At 65.8% G+C, this 23,525-nt stretch carries 24 protein-coding genes; 11 read left to right on the top strand and 13 right to left on the bottom strand.

What is annotated here, in order from left to right:
* The first annotated feature begins 151 nt into the window (after nt 1-151).
* The 4 genes from KCG88_RS07395 to KCG88_RS07380 all read left to right on the top strand — a co-directional run bounded on the left by KCG88_RS07395 (nt 152) and on the right by KCG88_RS07380 (nt 4,312).
* A complete protein-coding gene (locus tag KCG88_RS07395; RefSeq protein WP_210712164.1) occupies nt 152-1,189 on the top strand; it encodes a hypothetical protein in 1,038 nt (345 codons plus the stop codon).
* 119 nt (nt 1,190-1,308) lie between these two features.
* The gene (locus KCG88_RS07390; protein WP_210712163.1) at nt 1,309-2,358 is read left to right on the top strand and encodes a hypothetical protein; all 1,050 of its coding nucleotides are present in this window, start codon (nt 1,309-1,311) and stop codon (nt 2,356-2,358) included.
* A gap of 676 nt (nt 2,359-3,034) precedes the next feature.
* Nucleotides 3,035-3,391 carry a hypothetical protein gene (locus tag KCG88_RS07385; RefSeq protein WP_210712162.1) on the top strand — a complete coding sequence of 119 codons (357 nt, stop codon included), beginning with the start codon at nt 3,035-3,037 and terminating at the stop codon, nt 3,389-3,391.
* 108 nt (nt 3,392-3,499) lie between these two features.
* Nucleotides 3,500-4,312 (top strand): alpha/beta fold hydrolase, encoded by an 813-nt coding sequence (locus KCG88_RS07380; RefSeq protein ID WP_210712161.1) that lies wholly within the window; start codon nt 3,500-3,502, stop codon nt 4,310-4,312.
* Nucleotides 4,313-4,722: 410 nt separating this feature from the next.
* Here KCG88_RS07380 and dsbG read toward each other — a convergent pair whose 3' ends face one another.
* The 3 genes from dsbG to dsbD are packed head-to-tail and all read right to left on the bottom strand — an operon-like array spanning nt 4,723 to nt 8,080.
* Complete coding sequence (dsbG, locus tag KCG88_RS07375) at nt 4,723-5,490, bottom strand: thiol:disulfide interchange protein DsbG (protein ID WP_210712160.1); 768 nt, start codon at nt 5,488-5,490, stop codon at nt 4,723-4,725.
* Complete coding sequence (locus tag KCG88_RS07370) at nt 5,466-6,329, bottom strand: TlpA disulfide reductase family protein (RefSeq protein WP_011062458.1); 864 nt, start codon at nt 6,327-6,329, stop codon at nt 5,466-5,468. The genes dsbG and KCG88_RS07370 overlap by 25 nt, the downstream gene beginning before the upstream one ends.
* On the bottom strand, nt 6,329-8,080 hold the full coding sequence (gene dsbD / locus KCG88_RS07365; RefSeq protein ID WP_210712159.1) for a protein-disulfide reductase DsbD: 1,752 nt from the start codon (nt 8,078-8,080) through the stop codon (nt 6,329-6,331). The genes KCG88_RS07370 and dsbD overlap by 1 nt, the downstream gene beginning before the upstream one ends.
* A gap of 153 nt (nt 8,081-8,233) precedes the next feature.
* Between dsbD and KCG88_RS07360 the strand changes: the two genes are divergently transcribed.
* The 4 genes from KCG88_RS07360 (at nt 8,234) to KCG88_RS07345 (ending at nt 12,192) form a co-directional block, all read left to right on the top strand.
* Nucleotides 8,234-8,911 (top strand): response regulator, encoded by a 678-nt coding sequence (locus KCG88_RS07360; RefSeq protein WP_011062456.1) that lies wholly within the window; start codon nt 8,234-8,236, stop codon nt 8,909-8,911.
* Nucleotides 8,912-10,237, top strand: a complete 1,326-nt coding sequence (locus tag KCG88_RS07355; RefSeq protein ID WP_047288116.1) for an ATP-binding protein — start codon at nt 8,912-8,914, stop codon at nt 10,235-10,237.
* Between the two features lie 235 nt (nt 10,238-10,472).
* The gene (locus tag KCG88_RS07350) at nt 10,473-11,885 is read left to right on the top strand and encodes an aspartate aminotransferase family protein (RefSeq protein ID WP_210712158.1); all 1,413 of its coding nucleotides are present in this window, start codon (nt 10,473-10,475) and stop codon (nt 11,883-11,885) included.
* A gap of 82 nt (nt 11,886-11,967) precedes the next feature.
* Entirely contained in the window at nt 11,968-12,192 is a 225-nt protein-coding gene (locus KCG88_RS07345; RefSeq protein WP_011062453.1) for an MbtH family protein, read from the top strand.
* A 155-nt stretch (nt 12,193-12,347) separates the two neighbouring features.
* On the opposite strand, the gene KCG88_RS07340 is transcribed toward KCG88_RS07345, so the two are convergent.
* From KCG88_RS07340 to KCG88_RS07295, 10 genes are all read right to left on the bottom strand, one after another.
* Nucleotides 12,348-13,175, bottom strand: a complete 828-nt coding sequence (locus tag KCG88_RS07340) for a class I SAM-dependent methyltransferase (protein WP_047288114.1) — start codon at nt 13,173-13,175, stop codon at nt 12,348-12,350.
* 211 nt (nt 13,176-13,386) lie between these two features.
* Nucleotides 13,387-14,370, bottom strand: a complete 984-nt coding sequence (locus KCG88_RS07335; protein WP_210712157.1) for a zinc ABC transporter substrate-binding protein — start codon at nt 14,368-14,370, stop codon at nt 13,387-13,389.
* The gene (locus tag KCG88_RS07330; RefSeq protein ID WP_047288112.1) at nt 14,371-15,270 is read right to left on the bottom strand and encodes a metal ABC transporter permease; all 900 of its coding nucleotides are present in this window, start codon (nt 15,268-15,270) and stop codon (nt 14,371-14,373) included.
* Nucleotides 15,270-16,013 carry a metal ABC transporter ATP-binding protein gene (locus KCG88_RS07325; protein ID WP_210712156.1) on the bottom strand — a complete coding sequence of 248 codons (744 nt, stop codon included), beginning with the start codon at nt 16,011-16,013 and terminating at the stop codon, nt 15,270-15,272. Before KCG88_RS07325 ends, KCG88_RS07330 begins: the two co-directional genes overlap by 1 nt.
* Entirely contained in the window at nt 16,010-16,939 is a 930-nt protein-coding gene (locus KCG88_RS07320) for a metal ABC transporter substrate-binding protein (protein ID WP_210712155.1), read from the bottom strand. The genes KCG88_RS07325 and KCG88_RS07320 overlap by 4 nt, the downstream gene beginning before the upstream one ends.
* Nucleotides 16,940-16,974: 35 nt before the next feature.
* Nucleotides 16,975-17,547: a DUF6162 family protein gene (locus KCG88_RS07315; protein ID WP_047288110.1), complete on the bottom strand. Its 573-nt coding sequence runs from the start codon at nt 17,545-17,547 to the stop codon at nt 16,975-16,977.
* Nucleotides 17,544-17,882, bottom strand: a complete 339-nt coding sequence (locus KCG88_RS07310; RefSeq protein WP_015636478.1) for a hypothetical protein — start codon at nt 17,880-17,882, stop codon at nt 17,544-17,546. The genes KCG88_RS07315 and KCG88_RS07310 overlap by 4 nt, the downstream gene beginning before the upstream one ends.
* A complete protein-coding gene (locus tag KCG88_RS07305) occupies nt 17,879-18,421 on the bottom strand; it encodes a thiamine pyrophosphate-binding protein (RefSeq protein ID WP_210712154.1) in 543 nt (180 codons plus the stop codon). Before KCG88_RS07305 ends, KCG88_RS07310 begins: the two co-directional genes overlap by 4 nt.
* Nucleotides 18,418-19,641, bottom strand: a complete 1,224-nt coding sequence (locus KCG88_RS07300) for a PepSY domain-containing protein (protein ID WP_210712153.1) — start codon at nt 19,639-19,641, stop codon at nt 18,418-18,420. The genes KCG88_RS07305 and KCG88_RS07300 overlap by 4 nt, the downstream gene beginning before the upstream one ends.
* 296 nt (nt 19,642-19,937) lie before the next feature.
* Entirely contained in the window at nt 19,938-20,405 is a 468-nt protein-coding gene (locus KCG88_RS07295) for a VOC family protein (RefSeq protein ID WP_047288107.1), read from the bottom strand.
* Nucleotides 20,406-20,688: 283 nt separating this feature from the next.
* On the opposite strand from KCG88_RS07295, the gene KCG88_RS07290 reads away from it, so the two are divergent.
* From KCG88_RS07290 to KCG88_RS07280, 3 genes are all read left to right on the top strand, one after another.
* Nucleotides 20,689-21,912 carry an SfnB family sulfur acquisition oxidoreductase gene (locus tag KCG88_RS07290; RefSeq protein ID WP_047288106.1) on the top strand — a complete coding sequence of 408 codons (1,224 nt, stop codon included), beginning with the start codon at nt 20,689-20,691 and terminating at the stop codon, nt 21,910-21,912.
* Nucleotides 21,913-21,915: 3 nt separating this feature from the next.
* Entirely contained in the window at nt 21,916-22,581 is a 666-nt protein-coding gene (locus tag KCG88_RS07285; RefSeq protein ID WP_011062441.1) for a methionine ABC transporter permease, read from the top strand.
* Between the two features lie 82 nt (nt 22,582-22,663).
* The gene (locus KCG88_RS07280; RefSeq protein WP_047288105.1) at nt 22,664-23,434 is read left to right on the top strand and encodes a MetQ/NlpA family ABC transporter substrate-binding protein; all 771 of its coding nucleotides are present in this window, start codon (nt 22,664-22,666) and stop codon (nt 23,432-23,434) included.
* Nucleotides 23,435-23,525 lie beyond the last annotated feature (91 nt).

The raw sequence follows: 23,525 nt of genomic DNA, 5'->3' as shown, positions 1-23,525 counted from the left end.
AGAGGCCCGCAAGCCTTGCATCGTCCTGGCCGACGCCTTCGCTGGCAAGCCAGCTCCTACGGGCGAAGAGGCCCGCAGGTCCTCTGCTATGATCGCGCCCGGCCCAGGTCCAAGCACCTGCGCCGGGCGTTTTCATTCAAGGACCGGAACCATGGCAGAACAGCTTTACTGGCGCGATATCGAAGATTCCCTGGGCAACTGGAGTGGCCTCGGTGTCGAGGTCGAACCGGGCTCCACGGACAGACCGCCGTTGTACCTGCGCACCGGCGCCAATGCCCGGATCAAGCTGATGCACCACGGCACGCCGTTGTTCTGGGCCACCCTGGCCCGGGACCACGGCGGCGTCTGGCTGGTACGCAACCCGCTGGCGGACGGCGCCGAATGCCGGCTGCTGGCACCCATCGACTCACCCACCGTGGAGCAGCACGCCGCCCTGGCGCCCGAGCTGCGGATCAAGGCCTGGAGCCGCTATTTCGTCAGCCGTCTCAGTAAAAGCGCCCGGCACTTCCTCACCCCCGGTTTCTGGCTGGCCCAGGGCCTGCTGCCGGAGCCCTCCAGCACCGCGAGCGGCCTGGACCACTGGCGCTTCACCTCGGTGATCGACCCTTTGACCCATGTGCCCAACTGGCACCTGTACGGCGAGGATTTTCTCGACAACCTGCAACCCCAGCCCCTGGAGTGGATCGACTGGTGGCATGGCGGCGGCAAGCTCATCGGCCTGCACCGGGTCGACCCTGAGGCCGGGCGCCTGAAGTGGTGGCGCAAGAAGGCCCGCGAAGGCAACCTGCCGCCGATCCTGCTGTGGTACGTCGGCGGGTTGGCGTCCTACGTGGTGATCGACGGCCATTACCGTTTGCAGGCGGCCATCGCGGAAAACCTCGCGCCATCATTCATCGTCCTCAGCGCCACCCGCGAGCGCGGCTTCGCACCGAGCCTGGAGCATCAGCAACGGGTCATGGATTCACTGCGCAAGCGCGGCGATGCGCTCCCGCGCAACCCGGCCCTGAGCACCGACAACCTCAATCGGGTGCTGATCCAGGCCTTCGATGACCGGCCGCAGTACCGCAGCGCCACCCAGGCCTGGGCCGGCAATGAGCCGGAGGCGCAGTGGTGCGACGAGGTGCGTCAGTGCCTGGGCGGGCAGGGGCTGGCAGATGAGGTGGACGCTGTCATTGCCCGCCATGGGTAAAGCGCTGGCCGCCTTCGCTGGCAAGCCAGCTCCTACAGGCGAATGGGCTCTCCAGCCCTCTGCTATAGTCGCGCCTGCCCGCCGCAGGGCCGGTCATTGATCAAGGATTAGGGACAATCGTGGAACAGATTTTCTGGCGTGATATCGAGGATTTGGCCGGCCACTGGAACGGCCTCGGCGTGGACGTCAAACGCCCGGCCAGTGGCAAGCCCAACCTGTGCCTGCTCAGTGGCAACAACAGCCGTATGCAGTTGGTGCTCGGCGACCAGACCCTGCTCTGGGGCACCATGTCCCGCTGCCTGTATGGCGTATGGCTGGTGCGCAATCACCTGCCGGAGCAACTGCCGCAAACCCTGGTGGGCCCCATCGACTCGCCTCTGGTGGAACAACAGGCGCGCCTCGACCCGGCGCTGCGCCTCAAGGCCTGGAGCCGCTTCTTCGTCGAGCAACTGATGCAGCACCAGCCGGACTTCTTCTACCCCGGCTACTGGCTGGTGCGGGCCCTGCGCCCGGCATCGCAGAAACCGATGCGGCCGCTGCTCAGCGGCACCGAAGCCTGGTACTTCAAGGGCGGTGAAGATGCCCTGAGCCATATGCCGCAGTGGGCGATCTATGGTCGCAACATCCTCGACAACCAACAGGCCGGTACGGCGCGCTGGGTCGGGTTGGGGGAGTACGGTGGCGCAGTAGTCGGCCTGCATGCCGTGGACCCGCATTCCGGGCGCTTGAAGTGGTGGCGCAAAAAAGCCCGCGAGGGCAGCTTGCCGCCGATCCTGCTGTGGTACGTCACCGGTTTGAGTTGCTATCTGATTCTCGATGGCCATTACCGCCTGCAGGCGGCCATCGATGAAAACCTGCCGCCGGAGTTTCTGGTGCTCAGCTCGCCGCGGCTCTACCACTATCGCCCCAACCCGCAAGAGCAGCAGAAGGTGCTGGGGGCGCTGCAAGTGCAAATCCAGCGCAAAAAACTGGACACCGGGCGCTTCAACCAGTTGCTGATCAGCACCTTCGACGACCGGCCGTATCACGGCTTCGGCAGCCAGTCCTGGGCGGGGATTGCCTCGGAGCAGGCGTGGATCGACCAGGTCAGCGGCATCCTCAAGGAACGCGGCGACCTGAGCGACCTTGAAGCAATCCTCGAACGCGAAGCGCCGGAAGAATACCGTTGAGGCCCAGCCCTAAGGCGGACACGCCCTCTGTAGGAGCTGGCTTGCCAGCGAAGAGGCCCGAAAGCCATACGCCAGCCTGAAGGACGCCTTCGCCGGCAAGCCGGCTCCTACGGGTGTAGATACGTGTGATGGGTGGGGATACGTGTTGTAGGAGCTGGCTTGGCAGCGAAGAGGCCCGAAAGCCATACGCCAGCCTGAAGGACGCCTTCGCCGGCAAGCCGGCTCCTACGGGTGTAGATACGTGTGATGGGTGGGGATACGTGTTGTAGGAGCTGGCTTGCCAGCGAAGAGGCCCACAAGCCATGCGCCAAACTGACGGACGCCTTCGCCGGCAAGCCGGTTGAAAGGTCGCTGGGATGGCGTTTAGTCGCTTTCTTTTGTAAGGCATTTCCGAGAAACTGCGGGCCGCTTGAATGCGCCTGGTGGGCGGGCTAGGGTGCTGGAGCCATCGCCCAATCGATGGCTCGGATGTGCAAGTCCGACCGTTACCAGACGCATAAACGCTCAGTCATGCCTGAGCGTTTTCATGTTCGCCGTGTTATGGCGGCCGTGCGCGGGAGATCTTCGGATCTGCCGGGGTTCTGGTAACTCGGTCTTGCACACCCGCGTATGGCTGCCACCTTATTCGTGTGCAAGCGAACGGTGTCGGCTCCTTGTCATTACCAGGAGTTTGACCATGAAAAAGCTCGTCCCCGATCCCCCCACTTCCTATCGCGATCCCGCCCTCAAGGCCGCCAACGCCACCCTGCGCGTGGCCCTGGCCCGGCAACCGCTGGACCCCACGTTGTTCCAGCTCAAGACCCAAGCCAAACCCGTTTCCCCCGACTCGCTGTTCAGCGTGCGCGAAGGCGTCAGCGCCGAAGAGGCCCTGGTGCATGTGGCGCTGCTGCTCAAATGCGCCGAAGAGGTCTGCGATGAAATCACCCAGCAGGGCAGCGGCCTGGAGCGCGGGCTGATCTGGTCCATGGTGCATTCGGTGGAGATGGCACGGGCCGTGGTCGAAGCCTTGCTCGACGGTCAGCGCGGGCCTTGAATCCGGGCATTTCCTGATACGTTTTGTCGGACGGGTCCGATTGACTGGGCTTTTTTCACGGCACAGTCTGTCGGACCTTTTTCGTCATTCCCCTACAGGAGCTACCCCATGCCTTTCGCAACCCTCGATGGACAACCGTTGCACTACCTTGACCAGGGCCAGGGGCCGGTGGTGTTCCTGGCCGGCAGTTATTTGTGGGACACCGGCATGTGGGCGCCGCAGATCGAGGCGCTGTCGGCGCAGTATCGGGTGATCGCGGTGGACCTGTGGGGCCATGGCCAGTCCGGGGCGCTGCCTGAGGGCACGGCGTCGTTGGATGATGTGGCGCGGCAGATGCTGGCCTTGCTCGACCATTTGCAGATCGAGCGCGTAACCCTGGTGGGCTTGTCGGTGGGCGGCATGTGGGGCGCGCGCCTGGCCCTGGCGGCGCCGCAGCGCATCGACGGTCTGGTGCTGATGGACACTTACCTGGGCACCGAGCCTGAGCCGACCCGGCAGTATTACTTTTCCCTGTTCCAGCAGATCGAGGACAGCGGCCTGATCGCCGAGCCGCTGCTGGATATCGTGGTGCCGATCTTCTTCCGTCCGGGGATCGATCGGCAGTCGGCGCTGTATCAGGATTTTCGTGCCAGCCTCGCGGCGCTGCCGGCCGAGCGCCTGCGCCAGAGCGTGATTCCCATGGGGCGCATCACTTTCAGCCGGGCGGATGTGCTGGATCAGCTGCAGCACCTGGATGGGCGCAACACCTTGTTGCTGTGTGGCGACCAGGACAAGCCGCGACCACCTGCGGAAACCCTCGAGATGGCCGAACGCATCGGCTGCCCTTACCAGTGGGTTCCTGACGCGGGGCATATATCCAGCCGGGAAAACCCGGCGTTCGTGACCCGGGCCTTGCTGGCGTTTTTACAGCGCCACGATTGAAGCCTGATTCTTCCGTTGTAGGAGCTGGCTTGCCAGCGAAGAGGCCCGTAAGCCAGGCGCCAACCTGACGGACGCTTTCGCCGGCAAGCCGGCTCCTACGGGTGGGATGCGCGTTGTAGGCGCTGGCTTGCCAGCGAAGAGGCCCGCAAGCCATGCGCTCGCCTGAAGGACGCTTTCGCCGGCAAGCCGGCTCCTACGGGTGGGGATGCGCATTGTAGGCGCTGGCTTGCCAGCGAAGAGGCCCGTAAGCCAGGCGCCAACCTGACGGACGCTTTCGCCGGCAAGCTGGCTCCTACGGGTGGGGATGCGCGTTGTAGGAGCTGGCTTGCCAGCGAAGAGGCCCGCAAGCCAGGTGCCCGCCTGACGGACGCTTTCGCCGGCAAGCCGGCTCCTACGGGGAAGGGGCGGGGTTATTTGGGGCCGAGGATCTGCGTCAGCTTGCCCGGGGCCGGGGCGCCTTGCTGCTGTTGCAACTCGCCCTTGTCGTCGAGGTAGAAGATCGCCGGGGTCGCCGACAGCTCCAGTTCCTCCATCAGTTTCATGTTGGCGTCGAGCTTGGCCTGCACCGCTGCGGGAATGCTGGCCAGCGGCTTGAGAGCGCTGCCCTTGCCGGCCTTTTCGTGATCCTGCAGGGCCTGTTGCGGGTCCTTGGCGGCCAGCAGGGCGGCGGATTTGCCCGGGCTGTCTTCGCGGATGATGCCCACCATGATATGCCGCAACTGCACTTTGCCGGCGTTCACCCAGGGCCGCGCCTGTTGCCAGAACATGTTGCAGTAGGGGCAGTTGGGGTCGCTGAACAGGTAGACGATGCGCGGCGCATCGGCCTTGCCGTCGGCGATCCAGTTGCTCTTGTCCAGGTTGCCCCAGACTTCCTTGGCCATGGGCGCGTAGACCAGTTTCTGCAAGGGTTCGGCGCTCAGGTCCTTGCCGTCGGCGTCGTACAGGTTGCCCAGCAGCACGTGCTTGCCGTCAGGGGTGAGGTACAGGGTCATGCCGCGGTTCTGGTACTGCGCGGCGTAGCCCTTGAGGCCGTCCGGGGCGTCGAAGCTGCCGATGATCTTGGCACCTTTTTCTTCGATCTTGCGGATGGGCGCAGGCAGTTCCTCGGCCTGTAGCAGCGGGGCGTTGAGCAACGCCGCGCCCAAAGACAGGCTCAGCAAGTGGCGGATGAAGGGCATGGCAGTTTCCTTGAAGGGGCGACCGAGGTCGGGTGGGCGCCGTCGAAGTTTTCCAGGGCCCGGGCCAGGCTGGCTTCCGAGAGTTCCCCCAGGTGGCTGCCCAGCAGGCGGCCATCGGCGCTATAGAACAGCGTAGTCGGCAGGGCCATGGAGCCCACGGCCTTGCCCAGGCGGCCACTGCCGTCGAACAGCACGTTGTTCAGGTTCAGGTCCTGGGTGGCCAGGAAGGTGCTGACGCTTTGCATGCTTTCGGCCTGGTTGACGAACAGGAAGGTCAGGTCCGGGCGTTGCTGCTGGGCTCTTTCCAGCACCGGCATCTCCCGCCGGCACGGTGGGCACCAGGTGGCCCAGAGGTTGATCACCAGCGGGCCACCCTGGTAGTCGGTGAGTTGCACGGTTTCGCCGGCGGCGTTGCGCAGGGCCACTTCCGGCAGGCGCGTGCCCTGGTCGTAGAGGGTCAGGGCCAGGGTCGCCAGCAGCCAGAAGGCCAGGCCGCTGGCCACCCCGGCACCCAATGGGCGGCGCAGCGCCGGGCGTTTCCAGCCCCAGGCCAGGGCCGCCAGGAGCATGACGATCACCCCCGGCCAGGCCAGGAAGCCGCCGTCGCGCAGGTCGATGATCATCCACAGGTCGTGCTGGTAGTGCTTCCAGTAAGCGAGCACGAAACTGACCCGGGCGGCGAGCATGCCTAAAAGGAACAGGCTGAACAGCACGGATTCGGGGTTGTCACCGCCGCGCTTGGCCACGCGCCAGCCCACCAGGGTGGCCAGGGCCAGGGCACTGATCAGCAGCAGGTGGTTGAGGGCGATGGCAAAGGTGCCGATGGTAAAGGTCAGCATCAACGGGCTTCCCGGGTCTGGGTCCAGCGTTGCAGGAAGGCGTTGGCATCCACTTCGCCGGTGATGCGCTGGCTGCGGCGTTCACTGCCGTCCGGGCCGATCCACAGCATGCTCGGTGGCCCCGGCACCTTGTAGCGGCTCAGGAGTTCGCGGCCGTCGGCGTTGTCCAGGGTCACGTCCAGGCGCAGCAGGCGCACATCCTTGAGGGCCTCCAGCACCTGAGGCTGGCCGAACACGGTTTTCTCCATGATCTTGCAGGACACGCACCAGTCGGCGTAGTAGTCCAGCAGTACCCACTGGCCCTGGGCCCGGGCGCTGTCCAGGGCGCCTTGCAGCTCGGCGGGGGACTTCACCGTGGTGAAGGCATCATGGGCCGTGACGCTATTGGCCACCGGGCCACCGCTGTAGACCTTAAGCGGCCGCCACAGGTCGTCGCCGCCACCGGCGGCACCCACCAGCAGCATGCCGCCCCAGGCCGCGAACAGCAGCGCGCCGGCACCGAACAGGTGCAGCAAGCGGCCGGCAATCGCCCGTTGCTGCCAGGCGCAGTAGGCCACCACCAGGGCCAGGGCGCCCCACAGCCCCATCCACAGGCTGGGGTTCAGTACCGGGCGCAGCATGTAGATGGCGGTGCCCAGGAACAGGATGCCGAATACACCCTTGAGCAGGTTCATCCACGGGCCGGGCTTGGGCAGGAAGCGGTTGCCCAGGGTCACCAGCAGCAACAGCGGCAGGCCGATGCCCAGGCCCAGGGCGAACAGGGCCAGGCCGCCAAACAGCGCGTTGCCGGTCTGGGCGATGTACAGCAGGCCGCCGGCCAGGGGCGCGGTCATGCACGGGCCCACCAACAGGGCCGACAGCGCGCCGAGAATGCCGCAGCCAATCAGGCTGCCGCCTTGGCGCTGGCGGCTGGCGCCTTCCAGGCGGTCGCGCAGCAGGGCCGGCATCTGCAGTTCGAAGAAGCCGAACATCGGCAGCGACAGCAGCACGAACAGCGCGGCGAAGCTGCCCAGGACCCAGGGTTGTTGCAGCCAGGCTTGCAGGTTGCTGCCCAAAAGGGCGGCGATTACCCCCATGCCGGCATACACCAGGGCCATGCACAGCACATAGCTTGAGGCCAGGGCCAGGCCGCGGCGCGGGCTGGCGCCGCTGCCCACCACCATGCCAGCGAGGATCGGCAGCATCGGCAGCGAGCAGGGGGCGAAGGCCAGCAGCAGGCCGAAACCGAAGAAGGCCAGCAGGCCCAGGCCCCAGGATTTGTGTTGCAGGTCGTTGGCCAGCAACTGGTCCTGGGCCGAGCCATTGCTGGTGGTCGCGACGTTGCTGGCGGCCACTGCCGGCGCACCGCCCAGGTCCACTTCCAGGGTTTGCGGCGGGTAGCACAGGCCGGCATCGGCGCAGCCTTGCCAGCCCAGCTTGACCTTGCCGCTGGCGGCGGCCGGCAGCTTCACTTCCAGGCCCTGGCGATACACCGTCTGCTGGCCGAAGAATTCGTCGCTGTGGTCTTCACCGGCCGGCAGGGTGGGTTGCAGCTCTGGCGCCACGCCGTCGAATTTCAGGCGCTTCTGATACAGGTAGTAGCCGTCGGCGATCTGCCAGAACAGCTGGGTTTCCCCTGAAGGCAGGCGCTCGGAGGTGAAGACGAAGGCCTTGCCCACCGGCAGGAAGTCGGGCTTGACCTCGAACGGGTTGTTGCCGGCGTGAGCCAGTGTGGTGAAGAGCATGAACAACAGGAGAAACAATCGACGCATGGCCAAGCCTTAAACCGGTGCAAGTTGCGAGCACAATGGCCGGTCCTGATTAACCGATGATTAACCATACTTGGCTTGTGGCCAGGAAACGGCGGGCATAATGTCCGCTTAATCCGCAGCCCGCTTAATCAACGCCTTTGTACAGGACCGACCATGCACGTACTTGTCTGTGAAGATGATGAGCTGATTGCCAGCGGGATAGTCGCCGGCCTCACGGCCCAGGGCCTGACGGTCGAGCATGTGGCCACCGCTTCGGCAGCGCGGGCCATGCTCGGCGTGGCCGATTTCGACGTGATGGTACTGGATCTTGGCCTGCCGGATGAAGACGGTTTGAAGCTGCTCAAGCAGCAACGCCAGCAGGGCCTGGAGATTCCGGTGCTGATCCTCACCGCCCGCGACTCGGTGACCGACCGGGTCGATGGCTTGCAGGCCGGTGCCGACGATTACCTGCTCAAGCCCTTCGACCTGCGGGAACTGGCGGCGCGCCTGCACACCCTGCTGCGCCGGGTGGCGGGGCGCAGCGTCAACCTGATCGAGCACGGGCGCCTGACCTATGACCCGAGCACCCGGGAAACCCTGCTCGGCGGCCAACCGGTGGACCTCTCGCGGCGCGAGCAATCCCTGCTCCAGGCGCTGCTGCACAACCGTGGCAGGGTGCTGTCCAGCGAGCAACTCAAGGACAGCGTCTACGGCTTCAACGATGAGCTGGAGAGCAACGCGCTGAATGTGCACATCCACCACCTGCGGCGCAAACTCGGCAACGGCATCGTCGAAACCGTGCGCGGCCTCGGCTACCGCCTGGGCCCGGCCGACGGTGAGGAGAACCGCTAAGTGAGAAGCCTGCGCCTGCGCCTGAGCATGACCCTGGGCGCTGCCTTCATCCTGATCTGGGCCCTGGCCGCGGCCTGGATGCTCAGTGACCTGCGCAACCAGATGATGTTTTCCCTGGACCAGCGCCTGGTCGCCTCGGCGCGCATGGTCGCCGGGCTGCTGGAGCAGATGCCGGCGTTGCCGTCCCATGGCCCGAGCAACCAGATCAACAGCGCGGCCCTGACCATCCCCGGCGGCATGGCCTGCCAGGTCAGTTCCCTGCGCGGGCAGATCCTGGCCCGCAGCCACAGCACCCCGGAGCATCCGCTGGAAGCCGAGAAGCTGGGCTTTCACGACCAGATGATCGACGGCGCGCCCTGGCGCACCTTTACCCTGGTGCGCGGCGACATGCGCATCACCACCGCGGATCGCCAGGTCGAGCGCGAAGCCCTGAACATGTCGGTGCTGCTGGCGGCTTCGGTGCCGGTGGGCGTGGCCTTGCTTGGCTGCCTGTGGCTGCTGTGGCTGGGCATCGGCCAGAGCCTGGCCCCGCTGAACCGGATTCGTGACGCGCTGATGCGCCGCAGCGCCGATTCCCTGGAACCGCTGCAGATCCAGCCCATGCCCAGCGAACTGCGGCCGCTGCTGGAAACCCAGAACCAGCTGTTCCAGCGCATTGCCAAGACCATCGAGCGCGAACGCCGCCTGACCGGTGACGCCGCCCACGAATTGCGCAGCCCGCTGACCGCGATCAAGACCCACCTGCAAGTGGCGCGCATGACTGAAGGTGCGGCCCGGGATCAGTCCCTGGCCCGGGCCGAGGAGGGCGCCGACCGCATGCACCGCACCCTGGAACAGCTGCTGTTGCTGGCCCGGGTCGAGGGCAGCCTGTCGTTCGACGACGGCGTGCACTGCACTGCCGAACAGGTGGCGCGCCTGGCGATCCAGGACGCCGCCGTGGGCGCTCGGGCCCGGGTCAAGCTGCATATGCAAGGCAAGGCCGGCGAGGCTGCGGTGGAAATGCCCTCGACCCTGGCCATCGCCGCCTTGCGCAACTTGCTGGACAACGCACTGCGCCACACCCCTGAAGAATGCCCGGTGGAGCTGAACCTGGAGACAGTCGGCGGCCGGGTGCGTTTCCAGGTCCGCGACCATGGTTCGGGCATTCCCGCGCAAGACTTGCAGCACCTGACCCAGCGCTTCTGGCGCGACAGCCAGAGCAGTGGCTGTGGCCTGGGCCTGGCGATCGTCCAGGCCATCGTCCAGCGTTGCGGTTGCGAGCTGAATTTCGACAGCCGCCCCGATGGCCTGCGAGTCGAGTTGACCCTGCCTGCCCACCGCGCCTGACCCATCACCGTCCCCTGTAGGCGCTGGCTTGCCAGCGAAGAGGCCCTTGAGGCCGCCTTCGCCAGCAAGCTGGCTCCTACGGGGCGGCATGTGCAATTTCCTCGCCCCGGGGTGTAAATCCCCACCGCGCTGAAGCGTTTTTAGAACAGGAAAACCTGTCAGTGCGCGCCCGCGCTTGGGCTGCGCATCCGGCCGGTGGCCGTTTTGCTCAAATTGCAGCGTGAGGGTTCGAGACATGTCAGCCGTTACCAGCCTGATGGAAGATTCGCCGGTGGGCCTTGGCGCCGCCCCGCAAGAGACGCTTTACCAGTTCGACGAGTCGCCCCTGCTGGCCCGCCAGAGCCGCCAGGAATCCAATGCCCGCAGCTATCCACGGCGCATTCCCCTGGCCCTGAAGCGGGCCAGCGGCATTCACGTCGAAGACGTCGAGGGCCGGCGTTTCATCGATTGCCTGGCCGGTGCCGGGACTTTGGCCCTGGGGCACAATCACCCGGTGGTGATCGCCGCGATCCAGCAAGTGCTGACCGATGAGTTGCCGCTGTTGACCCTGGACCTGACCACCCCGGTCAAGGACCAGTTCGTCCAGGACCTGTTCGGCCTGTTGCCCGAAGCCCTGGCTGGCGAGGCCAGGATCCAGTTCTGCGGCCCCACCGGCACCGATGCCGTGGAAGCCGCGCTGAAGCTTACGCGCACCGCTACCGGGCGCAGCACCGTGCTGTCCTTCCAGGGCGGTTACCACGGCATGAGCCAGGGTGCGCTGAGCCTGATGGGCAGCCTGGGGCCCAAGCGCGCCCTGGCCGGGCTGCTGAACAATGGCGTGCAGTTCCTGCCGTTCCCCTATGACTACCGCTGCCCGTTCGGGCTGGGGGGCGCCGAAGGGGTCAAGGTCAACCTGCATTACCTGGAAAACCTGCTCACCGATCCGGAAGCCGGGGTGGCCCTGCCTGCGGCAGTGATTGTCGAGGCGGTGCAGGGCGAGGGCGGGGTGATCCCGGCCGACCTGGAATGGCTGCAAGGCGTGCGCCGCATCACCGAAAAGGCCGGGGTGGCATTGATCGTCGATGAAATCCAGAGCGGCTTCGGTCGCACCGGCAAGATGTTCGCCTTCGAGCACGCGGGGATCATTCCCGATGTGGTGGTGATGTCCAAGGCCATCGGCGGCAGCCTGCCGCTGGCGGTGATGGTCTATCGCGACTGGCTCGACACCTGGCAGCCGGGTGCCCACGCCGGCACCTTCCGCGGCAATCAGATGGCCATGGCCACCGGTTCCGCGGTGATGCGCTACCTCAAGGAACACCGGGTGCCCGAGCACGCGGCGGCCATGGGCGAGCGCTTGCGCGAGCACCTGCTGATCCTGCAGCGCGACTTCCCGCAACTGGGGGATATCCGTGGTCGTGGCCTGATGCTCGGGGTAGAGCTGGTGGACCCGGCCGGCGTGCCGGATGCCCAGGGCCATCCACCCCAGCATGCGCGCCTGGCACCGCTGGTGCAGCGCGAATGCCTCAAGCGCGGGCTGATCTTGGAGCTGGGCGGGCGTCACGGCGCCGTGGTGCGTTTCCTGCCGCCACTGGTAATCACCGCAGCGCAGATCGACCAGGTGGCCCAGATCTTCAGCAAGGCCGTAGCGGCGGCAGTGGCCAGCCTCTAATTTTTTGCCCCGCCATTTCGTTCCTTCTACACAACCGCCGTGCGTTGAGCGCGGCGAACCTTATCAGTGATGGAGACAAGCAATGACTTCAGTATTCGACCGTGAGGACATCCTGTTCCAGGTGGTGGTCAACCATGAAGAGCAATACTCGATCTGGCCCGACTACAAGGCCGTGCCCCAGGGCTGGCGCACTGTGGGCAAGAGCGGTTTCAAGAAGGACTGCCTGGCCTACATCGAAGAAGTCTGGACCGACATGCGCCCCCTGAGCCTGCGCCAGAAGATGGACCAGCAGGCCGTCGCCGGCTGACCTGTAGCCGCTGCCGAGCCTGCGAGGCTGCGCAAAGGGCCGCAGGACCTTCAGCGATCTCAAGAGCAGCGCCTCCTACGGAGCCGTTCGCAGCCTGCGGCAGCGGCTACAGAGGCGCTGCCTTCTTGAGCTTGGCGGTTTTTCATGCCGGGCGATCAGCCCCCGCGCTTGACGGCCTGCAAGGTGTAGCTCAGTGGCAGGCGCCATGGCGCTTCCTTGAGCCGCCATTCGCCGCGTTCATCCACCACCATCTGCCCGGGCAGGGCTTCCCAGGGGATGCTCTGGTGCTCCACCAGTCCCGTGATGTCCAGGCCCTGGGCCAGCAAGGCACTGATGATCTCTCCCAGGCCGTGGTTCCATTCGTGGGTCATGGTGGCCTTGAGGGGGCTGTCGGTTTCCACGTAGGTGTTTTCGTCGTCCCAGACCAGAGGCTCGCGGGTTTCGAAATAGGGCAGTTCCACCCGCAATGAGTCGTGGTGATCTTCGTTGATGGCCCAGAGCATCGGGTGGCCTTCGCGGATGAACAGCCGGCCACCGGGCTTGAGCAGGGCGCCGACGGTCTGCGCCCAGCGCTCGATGCTCGGCAGCCAGCACAGGGCGCCGATGCCGGTGTAGACCAGATCGAAGTTGCCTTGGGGCAGTACCTCGGCGGCCAGGAACACGTCGGACTCGTGGTAGTCGATAGGCGTATTGCAGCGTCGGGCCAGGCTCCGGGCTTCCGCCAGGGACGCCGGGGAAAAATCCACGCCGCTCATCTGCGCGCCGAGGCGGGCCAGGGACAGGGTGTCGGTGCCGATATGGCATTGCAGATGCACCCCGCGCAGGCCACGGATATCCCCCAGCAATGGCCGGTCGAACTGCACCACGTCGGACAGATAGCCGGCTTCGTCGACAAAACGCTGCACCGCGTAGTCCGCCGAGGCGGCATGCAGGGGCGCGCGTTCGTCCCAGTTGGTCTTGTTGAGTTTTACGTAGTCGCTCATGGCGCGGGCTTCTTCTCTGGGCTTTTGGCGAAGCGCAGACTAGCACCGGAAAATGCGCGCGATCTTGAGGGAATATGTAAGCGGCCCCGGCCCCCTGACCCCGACTGTAGCCGCTGCTGAGCCATGGCGAAGCTGCGCCAAGGTCCGCAGGACCTTCAGCGATCTCAAGAGCGGCGTCTCCTGCACAGCCGTTCGCAGCCTGCGGCAGCGGCTACAGGGCCAGGGCCTGGGTGACTTTCTGCAGGTTGTTTTCCAGTTCGCCGAGCGGGTCGGCGCTGTCGGTTTCCAGCACCAGTAACTGGCTGCCGCCGGCGCTGATGGCGGCTTTCAGGGCCTCGGACGGCTGGCGGTGGTGCAGGACCAGGGCCACATCGTTGTCCTTGAGCCGGGCTTGCAGCTGCTGCAGCGCCTCGGGGGGCCATTCGTTGTCGGCGCGGGCGTTGACTTCCACCAGTTCCAGGTTCAGGCCGCTGACCAGGTACCCGAAGTGCTCGGAGAGGCTCAGCACGCTGAGGTTGTCGGCCTTGGCCAGGCGCGCTTCGCTGTCGGCGCTGAGTTTGAGCAGGCGCTGCTTGAGGCCTGCCAGGTTGCTTTCGATCTGCGGTTTGGCTTCGGGCGCCAGCCGCGCGAGGTCCGCCGCCAGCACGTCGGCCATGCGCCCCAGGTTGTTGCTGGACAGCCAGGGCTGGGCGTTGAGCCCGTCGCTCTTGCCCGGTTGCAGGGCCACCCCGGGCAGGGCGCCGTCCACCGGGCGGGCAGCGTCGATCTCGACGATGCGGATGTTGCTGCGCCGGGCGTTGGGGTACAGCGGGTCGTCCGGCCAGATCGAGCGCAGGCCGATCACTGCGTCGGCATTGAGTGCCAGCTTGGCCAGGGCCGGAGCGCCGCGCCCGGTAAAATAGGCAGTTTGCCGCGAGCCCGGCAGGTTGGCCGGGGCCGCCCGTTCCAGCTTGATGTCGGTGCCCTGCAGCAGGATCTGCCCCAGGCCGAAAGTCACCGGCAGGGAAGCCAGCACCGTCGGTGATTTGCTTGAGGTGGCGCTGTGCAGCGCGGTATTGCCCATGCCGTGGCCGGCGACCACGCGCATCGGTTCGAAGTGGTCGCGCTCGGCCAGGGCCGGAGTACTGATCAGGCCGCCGAGGGCCAGGGCCAGGGTCAGGCGACGCAGTGACAGGTGAGGCAATGAACTGTGCATTTATCCGATATTCCCTTTCAGGCTGGGGACAGTACCGCGAGCGATGGCGGCCAGGGCGAAGGCGACACCGGCCACCAGGATGATCGCGGCGCCGGAGGGCACCGGCAGGTCGAAGACGATGGGCAGCAGGATGCCGCACAGGGTGCTGACGGTGGCGATGCTCACCGAGATCCAGAAGAAGCCCTTGAGCGACTGGCTCAGCAGGCGGGCGGCAGCGGCCGGAATCACCAGCAGGGCGCCCACCAGGATGGCGCCGATGACCTTGACCGCGGCCACGGTGATCAGGGTCACCAGGATCACGAACAGGTAGTCCAAGGCCTTCACTGCTACGCCGCGTACCGCCGCCAGCTGCGGGTTGAAGCTGGCCAGCATGATGCGGTTGTACAGCGGCAGGCTCAGGCCCAGCACCAGGGCGCCGACGATCAGCAGCACCAAGAGGTCGCTGCCGTTGACCGTGAGCACCGAGCCGAACAGCACGTTTTCCAGGATGTGCACGTTGATCTTGCCGGCCAGGATCAGCAGCAGGCTGGCGCCCAGGGCCAGGGACACCGAGAGGAACACGCCGATCAGGGTGTCCGGGGCCAGGCCGGTGCGGTTGCGCAGGTAGTTGAGCAGGATGCCGAACAGCAGGCAGTAGCCGAACAGGCTGCCGTAGGGGCCGGTGTAGGGTTCGCCCAGGAGAATGCCGATGGCCACCCCGGTCAGCGCCGCGTGGCCCACGGCTTCGGAGAAGAAGGCGAAGCGCTTGACCACCACCAGGGTACCCAGGCCACCGAGTACCGGGCCAATCAGCAGCCCGGCCAGCAGCGCATTGACCACGAACCCATAGGCCAGGGCCTCGGGCAGGTAGCCGGCCGAGGCCCAACCCTGGACCATCAGGCGAAAAGCTTCATAGGTCATCAGGCAGCGCTCCCGGCGGTTCGTGGATGGGTGGAGAACAGACTGAGCAGGCGCTCCGGGGTCAGGGTCTGCTGCGCCGGGCCATCGAACAGCACCCGACGGTTGAGGCCGGTGACTCGGTCCGCCAGGCGGCCCACGGCCTCCAGGTCGTGCTCGATCCACAACAGGGTGATGCCGCTCTGGCGCCAGTCGTGGAGCAGGCGTTCGAAGACCTGGATACCGGCCTCGTCCAGGGCCGACATCGGCTCATCCAGTACCAGCAGTTGCGGGGCCGGGATCAAGCCCTGGGCCAGCAGTACCCGCTGGCGTTCACCGCCGGACAGGGCGCCCATGCGCCGCTTGCGCTTGTCCTGCATGCCGACCCGTTCCAGGGCCTCGCCAATGGCCTGGGCGTAGTGCCGGCTGAGGCCGAGAAAGGCCGGGCGGCGCTGGCACATGGCGGCCATGAAGTCGTCCACGGTCATGGGCAGGCCGCGGTCGAACTCCAGGGCCTGGGGCACGTAGCCGATGGTGCCGGGCGCCTCCGGCCACTGCAGGCGCAACTGGCCCTGGTGCGGCATCTGCCCCAGCAGGGTCTTGATCAGCGAACTCTTGCCGCCGCCGTTGGGGCCCACCAGGGCGTGCACGCTGCCGGGCTGCACCTGGAAGGCGACGCGATCGAGGATGGTGGTGCGGCCCAGGGTCAGGCTGACCTGGTCGAACTCGATGGCCGGGCCGCGCAGCAGGGTCTCGATGGCGGTCATGCCCCGGCCTCCTGGATGGCCCGGACCACGGTGTCGAGGTTGCCCTTCATTTCCTTCTCGTACTTGTCGGCGCTGTAGTCGCCGTAGGAAATGTGCGACAGCGGGTAGAGCTTGACCCCGGATTCACGCTGGATGGTCTCGACGTAGGTGGAGGGGAAGTCCATCTCCGAGAAGATCACCTTGACGTCCAGCTCGCGCAGTTGGTCGATGGTCTTCTTCAACTGGCTGGGGCTGGGTTCGATGCCGTGGGCCGGCTCCACCACCGCGGTGACTTGCAGGCCGAACTCGCGCAGCAGGTAGTCGTAGGCAGCATGCACCGTGGCCACCCGCAGGTCGGCATTGGGCGCCTGGGTCAGCTTGGCCAGGGCGTCGGCGCGCATCTGCCGCAGGCGCTTGCCGTAGGCGCGGGCGTTCTGGGTGTAGGTCTTGGCGTTGGCCGGGTCCATCTTGCCCAGCTCCCGGGCGATGTTGTTGACCTGGGCGATGGAGGCGCTGATGGAGAGGAAGGTGTGCGGGTTGACCACTTTGCCGGCGCCTCGCGCGGCCACCCCGGTGGCGGCCAGCAGCGGCACGTTTTCGTTGGCTTCGATCACCGGGATGTCCGGGCGCTCGCTGGCGGCGATCATGCGGTCGGCGAAGTCATCGTGGCCCACGCCGTTGAGCACTATCACGTCCAGGGTGCCGATGCGCTTGATGTCCTCGGCCCGGGGTTCGTAGGCGTGGGGGTTGAAGCCGGCGGGAATCAGCGGCACCACCTCGGCCTTGTCACCGACGATATTGGCCACGTAGCTGTAGTAGGGGTGCAGGGTGATGCCGATGCGCAGGCGCTTGGCCGGGTCGGCGCTGGCCAGGGGGCTGAGCATCAGGGCCAGCAGGCTGACCAGCAGCACCAGCAGAAAGGGGCGGCGTTGAGATGAAATAGGCATGGGCAAGCGGTCTTCTCTCGGGTGAATGCGAATGATCAGTGGCGATGCTGGCGGGTCACTCCGGCATCGAATTGCGCCACCACCTGTTGCCAGCCGGCGGCGGCCAGTGGTTCGTCGCCCAGGTCAGCGGGCAGGGCGGCGGAAGGGGCGCGGTTGAGCCAGATATCCACCTGGGTGTCATCTTCGGCGCCGATGCGCATCAGAAAGGAGCCGGCCACTTGCGGGTTCTGGCTCAGGCCCAGGTAGGCCTGGTTCTGCACCGTCCAGATATGGCCACCGCGGCTCACCGAGCTGGCGTCCTGGGCGAAGGGCGCGAAGCCTTCGCCGGCCAGTTCCTCGGGGGTCGGCAGGTCCTGGTTTTCGGCGCGCAGCAGGTGGATTTCGTCGAGGGTCACCCGCAGGTCGGCATAAATGCCCTGCTCGCCGGCGCTGAGGTCGCGGCGCGCGTCCAGCTGGTGGCTGGCGACACTGCCGGTCGCGGTTTCTTCGCCGCGCCACAGCACCACGGTGGCAGCCACACTCAGAATCAGTGCACACAGCAACAGCACATAGAGGGTTTCATGGCCGGCGCCGGCGGGGCGCACGACCTGGGTGGTGGCAGGAGTCATGGGGCCTCGATATCCGCTTGGTCGATCTCGACCACGTGGCCGGGGCCCGCATCGAAGAGCACGTAGAACTCGCTGGAAGGTTTCTTGAAGGTCAGGGTCGAGTCCGCCCCCAGCTTGCCCGGCACCAGGATGGTTTCGTCGTAGCCGATCACGTCCAGGGTCACCCCCGGGGCGCCGCTGCCATCGGAAAAACCACCGGTGCAGCGGATCTGCTCGGCGTCTATGGCCTTGCACTCGCACATGGGGTTATGGGCCAGGGCGCTGTGGCTGAAGGCGCCGCCCAGCAACAACAGGGCCAGGGCGCCAAGGCGCCGTGGGGATACTGCGCAACTCATCGTTTGCCTCCTTGTTTTTCGAGCCAGGCCACGGTGGCGGGTGACGCCTGGCTCAGGGGAATGGATGCCTGGTGCATGCTGCCGTCCCAGCCCTCCAGGGTGATCCACAGCTCGGAATCGGCCTTGGTCTTTTCCGGGATGGGCAGGCTGGCGCCCATGCGGTACGGGCTGCCGAAGAAGATCACCCCGGCGGCCCGCAGGCTGCGGGGCTTGCCGATGCGCAGGTAGGTGGCCTTGACCGGCTCGATGCAGGCCTGGCACAGGGCGGCGTTGAAGCTTTTCAGGTAACCGGCGGGGCCATCGCTGCGCGGCGCTTCGTTGCGCATTTCCGCCAGGCGCAGGCTCCAGGGGCCGACCTGGATCTCGCCGATCTCCCGTTCACCCAGGCCGCTTTCGCCGCGAAACAGGGCAGCGTCGGCGAAGTATTTGGGCATGAAGCCCAGGGGAATCAGCAACAGCAGGATGTTCAGGTGAAAACGCCACTTGTGCCAGAGCCGGCTCAGGTTCGAAGGCGCGGTGGCGGTGCTGGTCTGGCTCACAGGGTGCTCTCCGAGGTTTCGGCGCTCATGGTCGGGGCGGGTGCCTGGACGGGTTTGCTGGCGGGGCGCGCCCGGGCGGCCTTTTCTTCGCGCTTGAGGGCGTTGGCGGTGGCCAGGGCGGTGCGCTTGGTCCAGATCAGCAGGCCGCTGAGGACCATCATGCTCAGCACCAGGCCGAAGAAGAACCAGATCAGCTTGATCCAGAGGCCGCCGAAATCCCCGGTGTGCAACGGGCGCATGGATTCGGTGACGAACTCCAGGGTGTTGCGGTCTGCCAGCAGGTGCGAGGTGTCCAGGGAGCCGGTGTAGGGGTTGATGTTGGCGGTCTGGTACATCAGCGGATACCAGCCGCGGCCGCCGACATACAGGTAGCTGTAGGCGTTGCTCGGCAGACTGACGAAGCTGATGTCGAAGCCGGGGATTTTCTGTGTGGCAATGCCGATGGCCTGGTCCAGGCCGATCATCGGCGCCGGGCTGCCATCGCCCGTGGTCGGCACCTGATCGCGGGCGATCACCGGGACCACGGGTTCGCTGGAGATACTGATGTGGTTGTCCGAAAGAATCGCTTCGATCATGAACCAGGTGCCGGTGATGGAGATCACCGCGATGAACCAGATCGACCAGATGCCGCTCAGGCGATGGAAATCACCCCAGAAGATCCGTGCACCGTGGCGCAGGCGCAGGGTCGGCTTGAGAAAGCCTTTCCAGAACTTCTTGTAGACCACCAGCCCGGTGATCAGCGACACCAGCATGGGCAGGCCCAGCAAGGACACCAGGTACCAGCCCCAGCTGTAGCCGTTGGTGAAGGGCACCAGCCACCAGCCGTGCAGGGCGCGGGTGAAGCCCTGGAAATCGAACTGCGGGCTGGTGCCCTGGATCACCCCGGTGTAGGGGTTGACGTAGAGCGTCGGCGAGCGGCCGTCCGGGTAGCTGACACTCACACTCAGGGCGAAGTGGCTTTCATCCGGGGTGACGATGGTGTCCACCCGGGTCTGGGGCTCGGCGCGCTTGATGGCCTGGACGATCTGGTCGTAATTCAGCGGTTGTGCGTCATCGCTGGGCTTGCTGGCGCGCACGTCGGGGTTGGCCAGCCACACGATCTCCTGGCTGACCACCGCCAGGGTGCCGGTGACGCAGACAATCAGCACAAAGAACCAGATGGGCAGGGCCAGCCAGCTGTGCACCAGAAACCAGATTTTTGAACGGGACTTCTTCGACATTGAATGGGCGTCTTGATTCGAGGAATGGAGCGGCACTGGAACCCGGGACCGGGCCCGGGACAAAAAGCGCCGGGCATAGCCTGGGCCAACGCGGCCTGCTGCATCTAATTAAGACGAATGAGAATCGTAAATCCCGAAAGGCGATATGAAAGTAAATGTTACGAAGCTGCGAAACCCTCGTGAAAGCCGCTGCTTGACTGGCTTGGCCGGTGCCCATGGCCCCGTAGGAGCGGGCTTGCCCGCGAACGGGTCCGCGAGACGCCTTCGCCGGCAAGCCGGCTCCTACAGGGGCAGGCTCAGCCGGCCTGTTGCTGGAACATCTCCCGGGCCCTTCGGCCTATTTCCTCGGCGCTCAGTTCTTCCTTGCGGCTGGCGAGGAACCACACATGCCCGAAAGGGTCGCGCAGGCTGCCGCTGCGATCACCGTAGAACTGGTCCTTGACCGCCGACACTTCGGTGGCGCCCGCGGCGATCGCCCGGGCGAAGCTGCGATCGACGTCTTCCACATACAGGTGCAGCCCGACCGATGTCTTGTGGGCTTCCGGGCTCCCCATCGGGGTTTGTTCGCAGGGGCTGCCGAGCATGATGGCCGAACCGCCAATGCGCAGTTCGGCATGGGCGACGCTACCGCCGGGCATGTCCAGGCGCATGGCTTCCTCCGCGCCGAAGGCCTTCTTGTAGAACTCGATGGCCTCGGCGGCGCGCTGGATGCCCAGGTAGGGGGTGACCCCGCTGAAACCTTCGGGAATGGGTTTGACGCTCATCTGGGTTTCTCCTTGATCTTGTTGTTGGGAGCGACGCTGACGCCGCGTGGAGCAGGTTCACTCTATACCCGGGCCCTTGCCTGCCCGGCACGGGCCGACGAGGTGTCGTCCAGGCGACACGGGCCAACTGTTGGCCCATCAACAGCATTCCAGCAATCTGCCCGGCAAAGGAGCCGATGCAGAGGCGAAATAGCCACCCAAGTCCTTGAATTCATGGGGCCAGGCTTTAGGCACAGAAGCTGCAATGAGCGGCAGTCACCTTCATTCCGCCCGAGAGCGCCGTATGCCTGCATTGCCTGAATCTGCCGTTTACCCCCTGCACACTCCCGCCGCCCACGTGATCCGCGATGGCGCCGAAGCCCTGGCCGTGGCCAGGCAAGTGGCCGCGATCCTGCTGGAGCAGGACGCCGAGCGCGACCGTACCCGGGAAGTACCGGCGCAGGTGGTCGACCTGTACTCCAACAGTGGTTTGTGGGGCATCAGCGTGCCTCGCGAATTCGGTGGCGCCCAGGTGTCCTATGCGGTGCTGGCCGAGGTCATCGCGATCATTTCCGCTGCCGACCCGTCCCTGGGGCAGATCCCGCAGAACCACTACTGCCTGCTGGAAGACATCCGCCTGCAGGGCACGCCGGAGCAACAGGCGCACTTTTTCGCCCTGGCCCTGCAAGGCCATCGCTTTGCCAATGCGTTGTCGGAAACCGGCGGCAAGAACGTCCAGGACATCCAGGCCACGGTACGGCGCAGCGGTGACGGTTATGTGATCAATGGCCGCAAGGGCTACTGCACCGGTTCGCTGTATGCCCATTGGCTGGCGGTGCTGGCCCTGGACGAGCAGGGCAGGGGCCAGCTGGCCTTCGTGCCCCGGGGCAGCGAGGGGCTGGCGGTGATCGACGACTGGGACAGCATCGGCCAGCGCACCACCTCCAGTGGTACCGTGCTGGCCCAGGACCTCAAGGTGCCGGCCTTTCACCTGTTTCCCACCTACCGCTCCTACGAAAGCCCGACCCTGGCCGGGCCCTTCGCCCAACTGACCACGGCCGCCATCGACGCCGGGATTGCCCGGGCGGCGCTGCGCGACACCATCGCCTTCGTGCGTGAGCATGCCCGGCCGTGGATCGATGCCGGGGTGGAGAAGGCCAGTGAAGACCCGCTGACCATCATCCAGGTGGGGGCCCTGGACATTCGCCTGGAAGCCGCCGAGGCCCTGCTGGAACGGGCCGGCCTGGCCCTGGACGCGGCCCGCCCGGCACCCGATGAAGACAATGTGGCCCGGGCCTCCCTGGCGGTGGCCAAGGCCAAGGTGCTGACCACCGAAATCGCCATCGAGGCCAGCAACAAACTGTTCGAACTGGGGGGCACCCGTTCCACCCTCAAGCGCCACAACTTCGACCGCCACTGGCGCAACGCCCGGGTGCATACCCTGCACGACCCGGTGCGCTGGAAATACCACGTGGTGGGCAACTGGTTGCTCAACGACATCAAGCCACCGCGCCATGACTGGTCCTGAACCATGGCCGAACTCTTCAAGAACATTTACTGGGCCGATATCGCCCAGGCCTGCGTCGATACCCTGAGCATGCTCGGCGCGGCCCTGGGTTTTACCGTGCTGCTGGGGCTGCCTCTGGGCGTGCTGCTGTTTCTCACCGGCAAGCGCCAGTTGCATGAAGCGGTGGGCCTGTATCGGGTGCTGTCGGTGCTGGTCAACATGCTGCGCTCCTTGCCCTTCATCATCTTGCTGATCGTGCTGATTCCCCTGACCACCTTGCTGGTGGGCACCTCGCTTGGCGTGCCGGGCACCATCCCGCCGCTGGTGGTGGGCTGCACGCCGTTCTTTGCCCGGCTGGTGGAAACCGCCCTGCGGGAAGTGGACCGCGGGGTGGTGGAAGCGACCCAGGCCATGGGCGGCAGCACCTGGCAGATCATTCGCCACACCTTGCTGCCCGAAGCCCGGGGCGGCCTGCTGGCGGCGGTCACGGTGACCGCCATCGTGCTGGTGGATTACACCGCCATGGCCGGGGTGATCGGTGGCGGCGGCCTGGGCGACCTGGCCATCCGCTACGGCTACCAGCGTTTCCAGACCGATGTGATGGTGGTCACCGTGGTCCTGCTGCTGGTGCTGGTGCAGGCCCTGCAGATGACCGGCGACCGCCTGGTGGCGCACTACAGCCGCCGTTGAAGCGATTTCTTCGAACCCAACCCGAAACACGGCCCCACGTGCGCCCCACGACGGCTGCCTGCCTCTGCCTTAGGAGCAACCCATGAAGAAGACCCTGGCCGTATTGGCCGCCGTACTGTCCCTGAGCGTCAACGCCAACGAAAAGCTGCTGGTGGGCGCGACCCCGGTGCCCCACGCCGAGATCCTCGAATTCGTCAAACCGCAACTGGCCAAGGAAGGCGTGGACCTGCAGATCAAGGTGTTCACCGACTTCATCCAGCCCAACCAGCAACTGGCGCTGAAGAACCTCGACGCCAACTACTACCAGTACCGGCCGTTCCTCGATGACTTCAACAAGACCCGGCACACCGACCTGGTGCCCGTGGTGGGGGTGCACATCGAACCGTTCGGCGCCTATTCCACCAAGATCAAGAGCATCGCCGAGCTCAAGGACGGGGCCAGCGTGTCGATTCCCAACGACCCGGTGAACACCGGCCGGGCCCTGGTGCTGCTGGATGAAGCGGGGCTGATCAAGCTCAAGGACCCGAGCAACACCCTGGCCACCCAGCGCGACATTGTCGAGAACCCCAAGCACCTGAAGATCCGTGAACTGGAAGGCGCCTTGCTGGCCCGCTCGGTAAGCCAGGTGGACCTGGCGTTTGTCTTCGCCAACTACGCCCTGGAGGCCGGGATCGATACCAACAGCGCCTTGATCGTGGAGAAGGGCAAGGACCTGTACATCGAATTTCTGGTGGCGCGCCCGGACAACATCAACGACCCGCGGATCCAGAAACTGGCCAAGGCGCTGAACTCCGACGCCGTGCGCCAGTTCATCCTGACCCGCTACAAGGGCCAGATCGCCCCCGGCTTCTGAGCATCTGCCCCCTTGTAGGAGCTGGCTTGCCAGCGAAGAGGCCCGAGAGATCGCCTTCGCCGGCAAGCCGGCTCCTACGGGGAGGCGGATT

The sequence above is a fragment of the Pseudomonas sp. MWU349 genome (assembly GCF_017947325.1).
Classification (GTDB): domain Bacteria; phylum Pseudomonadota; class Gammaproteobacteria; order Pseudomonadales; family Pseudomonadaceae; genus Aquipseudomonas; species Aquipseudomonas protegens.
The sequence above is the reverse complement of the archived record's forward strand: the minus strand, read 5'-3'. Positions and strand labels throughout refer to the sequence as shown.

Coding starts and splice junctions, on each gene's coding strand:
- KCG88_RS07335 (WP_210712157.1), bottom strand. CDS start 14,370: ATGCACAGTTCATTGCCTCACCTGTCACTGCGTCGCCTGACCCTGGCC.
- KCG88_RS07350 (WP_210712158.1), top strand. CDS start 10,473: ATGTCAGCCGTTACCAGCCTGATGGAAGATTCGCCGGTGGGCCTTGGC.
- KCG88_RS07315 (WP_047288110.1), bottom strand. CDS start 17,547: ATGACTCCTGCCACCACCCAGGTCGTGCGCCCCGCCGGCGCCGGCCAT.
- KCG88_RS07345 (WP_011062453.1), top strand. CDS start 11,968: ATGACTTCAGTATTCGACCGTGAGGACATCCTGTTCCAGGTGGTGGTC.
- KCG88_RS07325 (WP_210712156.1), bottom strand. CDS start 16,013: ATGACCGCCATCGAGACCCTGCTGCGCGGCCCGGCCATCGAGTTCGAC.
- KCG88_RS07310 (WP_015636478.1), bottom strand. CDS start 17,882: ATGAGTTGCGCAGTATCCCCACGGCGCCTTGGCGCCCTGGCCCTGTTG.
- KCG88_RS07360 (WP_011062456.1), top strand. CDS start 8,234: ATGCACGTACTTGTCTGTGAAGATGATGAGCTGATTGCCAGCGGGATA.
- KCG88_RS07280 (WP_047288105.1), top strand. CDS start 22,664: ATGAAGAAGACCCTGGCCGTATTGGCCGCCGTACTGTCCCTGAGCGTC.
- KCG88_RS07320 (WP_210712155.1), bottom strand. CDS start 16,939: ATGCCTATTTCATCTCAACGCCGCCCCTTTCTGCTGGTGCTGCTGGTC.
- dsbD (WP_210712159.1), bottom strand. CDS start 8,080: ATGCGTCGATTGTTTCTCCTGTTGTTCATGCTCTTCACCACACTGGCT.
- KCG88_RS07340 (WP_047288114.1), bottom strand. CDS start 13,175: ATGAGCGACTACGTAAAACTCAACAAGACCAACTGGGACGAACGCGCG.
- dsbG (WP_210712160.1), bottom strand. CDS start 5,490: ATGCCCTTCATCCGCCACTTGCTGAGCCTGTCTTTGGGCGCGGCGTTG.
- KCG88_RS07380 (WP_210712161.1), top strand. CDS start 3,500: ATGCCTTTCGCAACCCTCGATGGACAACCGTTGCACTACCTTGACCAG.
- KCG88_RS07330 (WP_047288112.1), bottom strand. CDS start 15,270: ATGACCTATGAAGCTTTTCGCCTGATGGTCCAGGGTTGGGCCTCGGCC.
- KCG88_RS07295 (WP_047288107.1), bottom strand. CDS start 20,405: ATGAGCGTCAAACCCATTCCCGAAGGTTTCAGCGGGGTCACCCCCTAC.
- KCG88_RS07300 (WP_210712153.1), bottom strand. CDS start 19,641: ATGTCGAAGAAGTCCCGTTCAAAAATCTGGTTTCTGGTGCACAGCTGG.
- KCG88_RS07395 (WP_210712164.1), top strand. CDS start 152: ATGGCAGAACAGCTTTACTGGCGCGATATCGAAGATTCCCTGGGCAAC.
- KCG88_RS07370 (WP_011062458.1), bottom strand. CDS start 6,329: ATGCTGACCTTTACCATCGGCACCTTTGCCATCGCCCTCAACCACCTG.
- KCG88_RS07285 (WP_011062441.1), top strand. CDS start 21,916: ATGGCCGAACTCTTCAAGAACATTTACTGGGCCGATATCGCCCAGGCC.
- KCG88_RS07385 (WP_210712162.1), top strand. CDS start 3,035: ATGAAAAAGCTCGTCCCCGATCCCCCCACTTCCTATCGCGATCCCGCC.
- KCG88_RS07290 (WP_047288106.1), top strand. CDS start 20,689: ATGCCTGCATTGCCTGAATCTGCCGTTTACCCCCTGCACACTCCCGCC.